Origin of the sequence: Alishewanella jeotgali KCTC 22429, from assembly GCF_000245735.1 — a bacterium.
Taxonomy (GTDB): domain Bacteria; phylum Pseudomonadota; class Gammaproteobacteria; order Enterobacterales; family Alteromonadaceae; genus Alishewanella; species Alishewanella jeotgali.
Genome location: NZ_AHTH01000063.1, coordinates 1 through 6,421, shown reverse-complemented (window position 1 = coordinate 6,421; position 6,421 = coordinate 1). Strand labels below are relative to the sequence as shown.

Below are 6,421 nucleotides of genomic sequence, written 5' to 3'. Positions count from 1 at the left end.
CTAGTAAATCACTTTTAGATCACAAGCTTCCGCGACCTTATCGCAATTAGCACACTGTTCAACGTGTTTGGCAGTAATATTTTCTTGCGTAAATTTTCAGCATTCCTTAAAATGCGCGCCTACGAAAGGCACGGCATCCGAAAGGGTGTGCACGCAAAGCTGCGGATCTAAGGGGAAACCTACGATAGCCGGGCTGCCATGGCCATAACTGGTCTGATATGCACCTCCTGTGTGTCACCGATGTCTTTCGCTGTAGTAGAACTATACTTAGCCTGATCGTAAGGTACAACCTAGGAGTTTGTTATGAAATGTAAACTGTTAACCCTTGCTGCTGCCATTGCTGCTACAGCTTTCGTCAGTTCTCCTGTTGCCGCAAACGATCAACTGGCACAGTCAATTTGTTCTTATGTTGCCGCTGATAACCGCAACGCCCTGCGTAAAACCCTGTCTGATAACCGTTTACGTCTGAGCAACGTCTACTCAGGTATTCAGTGCGACGGTTTAACCTTAGTACGCTTTGCAATTAGAAGCGGTGCTAACGATACCGCCGACTTTATTATCAAGCAGTTACCTGGTAGTCAGGTTGCAGCCTCTGGCGATATCGAATGGGCGCAAAGCAATGGCTTTGGTAGCTCACCGGTAATCGAATCTCTGCAAGCCCGCGCTGGCGGCTAAGTCTGGCATCTTACTTAAATAACGGCACCTTGGGTGCCGTTTTTATTTCTGTCCCTCCGAACGATACTTTTGCCGCATCACCCGCCACGCTACCTTAACTTTATGATCGCTTTATGCCACTCTGCTGTTCTCGTTAACAGAATAATAAGATTAAGGATCAGCCATGCTTTATTTTAAGCCCAGCCTGCTGGCACTCGCCCTGGCCTGTTTACCGTTACAGGCCGACACCCCGGCCGCCGAGTGGCAGGTTAATGCGCCGCAGGGAGAATTTACCCAGGTTGATATTCAGGTCCAGCAAGGTAGCTGGATGAATGTCAGTGTAAGCCCGGATGGTAAAACCATCGTTTTTGATTTGCTGGGTGACATCTATAGCATGCCGATCAGCGGCGGAGCCGCGACTGCCCTGACCAATGATATCGCCTGGAATATGCAGCCGGTATTTAGTCCGGATGGCAAATATATTGCCTTTACCTCTGATCGCGATGGCGGCGACAATATTTGGATCATGCGCCCCGATGGCAGCGAACCCAGAGCCGTCACCAAAGAAAGCTTTCGTCTGTTAAATAGCCCGGCCTGGAGTCCGGACGGTCAGTTTATTGTCGCCCGTAAGCACTTTACTGCCAGTCGTTCTCTGGGTGCCGGTGAAGTCTGGCAATACCATATCAGTGGTGGCAACGGTGTGATGCTGACAGAGCGGCCGAACGATCAGAAAGATCTTGGCGAACCGGCGTTTTCACCTGATGGCCATTATATCTATTTTTCGCAGGACGATACGCCGGGTAAAACCTTTCATTACAGTCAGGATTCAGAAAGCGGTATCTACGCTATTAAGCGCTTTGAGCGCGCAACCGGCAATATTGAGGTATTACTGGCCGGTGCTGGTGGTGCCATTCGTCCGACCCCATCTCCGGACGGTAAATATCTGGCCTATATCCGGCGGGTCGATTTCCAAAGTACCTTGTTTTTATATGATTTAACCAGTGGCGAGCATATTAAACTGTACGATGGTCTGGACCGTGATATGCAGGAAACCTGGGCCATTCACGGCGTTTACCCTACCCTGAGCTGGACACCCGATAATCAGCAGTTAGTGTTCTGGGCCGGTGGCGAGATTAAAACGCTGCGACTCAGCGATAAAAGCGTCAGCACTATTCCGTTTAGCGTCAATACCAGTAAACAGATCCAAACCGCGCTCAGAGTAAAACAGGATCTGGATCAGTCACAGTTTGATACTAAGATGTTGCGCTTTGTTCAGGTTTCACCGGATGGTAAACAAGCCGTCTTTACTGCTCTGGGCCATTTGTATATCACCGAACTGAACAATCCCAGACCGCGGCGTTTGACCCGGCAAACTACCGATTTTGAATTCTATCCGCAGTTCTCGCGCGATGGCCGTGAGCTGGTCTATGTCAGTTGGAATGATCAGACACAGGGTGCAGTCAATATTCTGAATTTACGCAATAACCGGGTGACCAAGCTAACAACCGAGCCTGGTAAGTTTATTGAACCTACCTTTAGTCCGGATGGCCGCACCGTGGTATACCGTAAAATTGGTGCCGGCAGCCTGCTGCCAAAACAATGGTCAATGAATACCGGTCTGTATAAAGTCAGTAGCCGTGGCGGCGAAGCTGAGCTAATTGCCCGCAATGGCCGCGCTCCGATGTTTGGCGCCGGTAATGACAAGGTCTATGCGATGGACTTTGGCAGCGCCCCCAGACTGATCAGTATTGATTTGACCAAACATACGCAACAAACCCTGTACAGTGCCAAGTTTGGTACCGAATTTAAGCTGTCGCCGGATGGTAAATATCTGGCTTTTGCCGATCGCTTTAAAGTCTTTGTCACCCCCTTTGTCGAACGCGGCCGGCCAATTGAAATTGCCGCCAACGATAAGCAATTTCCGGTCAAACAGCTGTCGGTGCGTGCCGGCGAGTACATTAGCTGGGCCGGTGATAGCAGCAGCCTGTACTGGAGCCTGGGGCCGGAGCTTTACCAGCAGCAGGTCAGTGGCTTGTTCGATCTGTCGGCAGCGAAAAGCCCGGAGCCCAAAATCACTCAGTTAGGCTTTTCGGCGCCCGTTGACATACCACGTGGTAGCGTCGCTTTTGTCGGTGGTCAGGTTATCACCATGCAGGGTGATAAGGTATTACAGGATGCGGTGGTATTGGTCCGCGATAACAAGATTAGCGCCGTTGGCAGCCGCGACGAGATCGCTATTCCCAAAGACGCCAGGGTGTTTGATATTAGCGGTAAAACCCTGATGCCTGGCCTGTTCGATGCCCATGCGCATGGCAGTCAGGGCGTGCAACAAATTACCCCACAGCAAAACTGGCAAAACTATGCGGCCCTGACGTTCGGGGTGACCAGTATTCACGATCCCTCGAATGATACCCGCGAAATCTTTAGTGCCAGCGAGCTACAGCGTAGTGGTCAGATTGTCGGACCACGGATTTTCTCCACTGGCACCATCCTCTACGGTGCCGAAGGTGCCGGCTATACTTCACATATCGATAGTCTGGACGATGCCAGGTTTCACTTAACCCGGTTACAAAAAGTGGGCGCCTTTAGCGTCAAGAGCTATAACCAGCCGCGGCGCAACCAACGGCAGCAGGTGATCCAGGCCGCGCGCGAGCTGAATATGATGGTCGTGCCGGAGGGCGGCTCTCTGATGCAGCATAACCTGACGATGATCGTGGATGGTCACACCACCATTGAACATGCGCTGCCGGCAGCCAGAGTGTATCAGGATATCAAGCAGCTGTGGCAGGCCAGCGGCACCGCCTATACCCCCACGCTGAACGTGGCCTATGGTGGCATCTGGGGTGAAAACTACTGGTATGACAAAACCGAGGTGTGGAAACATCCCCGCCTGAGCCGCTATGTACCTATGGATCAATTAGCGCCCCGCAGTATGCGCCGGCCCACCGCTCCCGAGCATCACTACAATCACTTTAATGTGGTAAAAACCGCGAATGAGCTGAAGGAGGTTGGTGTTGTCGCGAATATCGGCGCCCATGGTCAGCGCGAAGGTCTGGGAGCGCACTGGGAGATTTGGATGTTTGCCCAGGGCGGCATGACCGCACTGGAAGCGCTGCGTACCGCCACCCTGAACCCAGCGATCACCTTTGGTATGGACCATCAGCTGGGTAGTATTGAAGTGGGTAAACTGGCTGATTTAATTGTGATTAATGGCGATCCGTTGCAGGATATCCGGGTCAGCGATCAGGTGATTTATACGATGGTCAATGGCCGGCTGTTCGATGCCGAAACCATGCACGAGATAGGCCTGCGTGAGCGGCAACGCCAACCCTTCTACTTTGAAGCGCGTTAATCAGGTTGACCGTGGGATAGCCGGTGGCAGCAATGCCGCCGGCGAGCTTATTCTGGCCGCTGAGCCAGGCGCATCCCGAGATAACAACAGCAACAGCCGCCGATAACAGTCAGCAGCAGATAGCTGCCGGCTGCGCCGTAACTGGCGGCACTATATAGCTGCAACAGCTCGAAACTAAACAAGGAAAACGTGGTAAAACCACCACAAAAGCCGGTCAGCCAGAATTGTTGCTGCCAGGCTGGCATCGGATAACGACCACCGGGCTGACTGACGATCGCTAACCAGCCAATTAGCAAGGAGCCCAGTAAATTAACCATTAAGGTTGCAAAGGGCCATACTGTTACCCCGACCCAGGCGCCAAGACTAAGGCGACAGGCCGATCCCAGACCCGCTCCCAAGGCGACCGCCGCCGTATCTTTCAGCTTTACCATAACTGCCGCCCGCACCAGCTACCAAGTAGCAACAGCAGCAGGCCGCCGCTGACGCTGATGCCAGGATAAAGCAGCGCCTGACGCAAAGCGCGGCTGCGCCACAAGATCACGGTTTGCAAACTTAATGAGGAGACAGTAGTAAAACTGCCCAGGGCCGCTAATGCCAGGATCTGCCATTGCGCCTGACTCAGCTGCTGCAGATCCTTACCGGCCCATAACAGGCCAAGCAGAAAGGCACCACTCAGATTCACCACTAGGGTTGGCAGCGGGAAAGGCTTGGTCCAATAAGCCGCAAGCAGATTGGATAATAAAAAGCGGCAAACGCCGCCTACAGCAGCGGCCAGCAGCATCGCCAGATACAGCACCAGCAGCTCCTTTAAAAAAAACCTATCTTGACCAGCGCCAGCGCTAACGTCAAGTTTAGTCTGTGTTTTGTACCGGCGTTAATAGCAACACCAGTTGATTGCGCTGCCCTTCAGCGTCGAGACTATCATAAGGCAGCACCAAATCGGCTTTGCCATCAGCATTCAGATCAAACACTCTGACCCGGCTGGCATCGCGCGGCAAGGTTAACTGCACCTTGTCGCTGTTGCGGCTAAACAGGCGACTTCGGTCCGGCGCAAAAAAGTGCAGCTCGGTGCCCGCTTCCCCCAGTACCAGATGTTTACGGCCATCACCAGTCAGATCCATCAGCTCGAATAGCGGCATATCAAAACGCAGGTTACTGATACTGACGTCAATTTTTGCCTGTTGCCGGAAGTTAGCTTTCGCAGGATAACGCCTGTCTGCAGATAACAGATAGAAATCCACATCCAGATTGGCACTGCCACGCAATAACACCCGCACAATGGTGCCGACACCAATCTTAGTGGTTGGGATATAAAAATCTTTACGGCCATCGCCGTTAAAATCGGCAATTACCACTTCGGTCGGGACCGAATCAACCGCAATCTCGGTATCCGGCGACGCACTGAAGCTTAGCCCCTGTTCGTTCGCACTGGCAAAATACACCAGAAAACGCGCACTGCGCTCCAGTGCATCAGCAATTTGCTCGACCCGCAGCACCAGGTCCGGCAAGCCATCGCCGTCGAGATCCGTGATCTCCTCCAAACTGACAATCCGCTGCCCGCTATAGCTACGTCCGGCATCTGAACGCTGGTCGGCTTGTTGCTCAGTTGATAACTCAAGCGGCCAACCCGGTTGCCAGGGCTCGGTACTGAAGCTACCGTCTGCCTGCTGTAAAAAAACCTGCGCCTGCCCGCCCTGCACAAAGAGAAGATCCGTCATGCCGTCTAGGTTAACATCCAAGGTATAAAAGCGGCGACCACTGTAGTCGGCGCGGTTATTATTCCAGGTTTGCACCCGGGCGCTAACAGGTAACGCAAAGTGGCGGAAGCTACCGTCCGCTTGCTGCCGGTACAGGTGATAAAACTGAAAATCCGGCAGTAAAATATCACTCAGGCCAGAGCCAAGATCCACAGTAAACTGCCGTTCGCGTAACCGCACCGCATCAACCACCCGAAACATTGACTCGCTCTGCAGCAGCTTGCGCCAGTTAAAGCGGCCGTCCTGCTGCTCCAGCTGCAAAATGCCATCGGTCGTCAGCAACAACAGTTGCTCATGCTGATAGCCAGCCAGTTTGCCGCGGCTAAAATACTGTGCCTGCGGCGGTACTTCGATACTACGGGTTTGATACGAGTTTAAATCGACCTGAGTCAGCCAGCGCTCATATTGGCTAAAGCCAGAAACCCACAGCTGTTGCTGTCCCGGTAAATGCACCAGGCTGCCGTTAGCCGGATGCCCCAAAGGCACGGTAATTTTTTCCAGCGGAAAGGCCAACAAGGATGGCGCGACCAACAACAATGGCAGCACCAGATAGCGTGCCCAACGCAAACTCTGCTTCAACATACGGGATTCCCTGATTAACTCTATTCCAGTACGGCTTTCGTCAGAAAAAAGTTTGAAAAAGTTCAGTGCCTTAAAT

5 protein-coding genes and 1 riboswitch are annotated in these 6,421 nt (G+C 52.7%); of the genes, 2 read left to right on the top strand and 3 right to left on the bottom strand.

The genetic code is table 11. The features are described from left to right. Positions 1-117 precede the first annotated feature (117 nt). Positions 118-201, top strand: a riboswitch (cyclic di-GMP riboswitch). A 102-nt stretch (positions 202-303) separates the two neighbouring features. Next, entirely contained in the window at positions 304-675 is a 372-nt protein-coding gene (locus AJE_RS17570; RefSeq protein WP_008951974.1) for a DUF3718 domain-containing protein, read from the top strand. A 163-nt stretch (positions 676-838) separates the two neighbouring features. Continuing rightward, a complete protein-coding gene (locus AJE_RS17565; RefSeq protein ID WP_008951973.1) occupies positions 839-4,006 on the top strand; it encodes an amidohydrolase family protein in 3,168 nt (1,055 codons plus the stop codon). Between the two features lie 47 nt (positions 4,007-4,053). On the opposite strand, the gene AJE_RS17560 is transcribed toward AJE_RS17565, so the two are convergent. From AJE_RS17560 to AJE_RS17550, 3 genes are read right to left on the bottom strand one after another with little or no spacing between them, the layout of a single operon-like run. Further along, positions 4,054-4,437, bottom strand: coding sequence for a fluoride efflux transporter FluC (locus AJE_RS17560; RefSeq protein ID WP_008951972.1), 384 nt, complete (start codon positions 4,435-4,437; stop codon positions 4,054-4,056). After that, complete coding sequence (locus tag AJE_RS17555) at positions 4,431-4,802, bottom strand: fluoride efflux transporter FluC (protein ID WP_008951971.1); 372 nt, start codon at positions 4,800-4,802, stop codon at positions 4,431-4,433. Before AJE_RS17555 ends, AJE_RS17560 begins: the two co-directional genes overlap by 7 nt. A 55-nt stretch (positions 4,803-4,857) precedes the next feature. Continuing rightward, the gene (locus tag AJE_RS17550) at positions 4,858-6,345 is read right to left on the bottom strand and encodes an FG-GAP repeat domain-containing protein (protein ID WP_039929000.1); all 1,488 of its coding nucleotides are present in this window, start codon (positions 6,343-6,345) and stop codon (positions 4,858-4,860) included. Positions 6,346-6,421 lie beyond the last annotated feature (76 nt).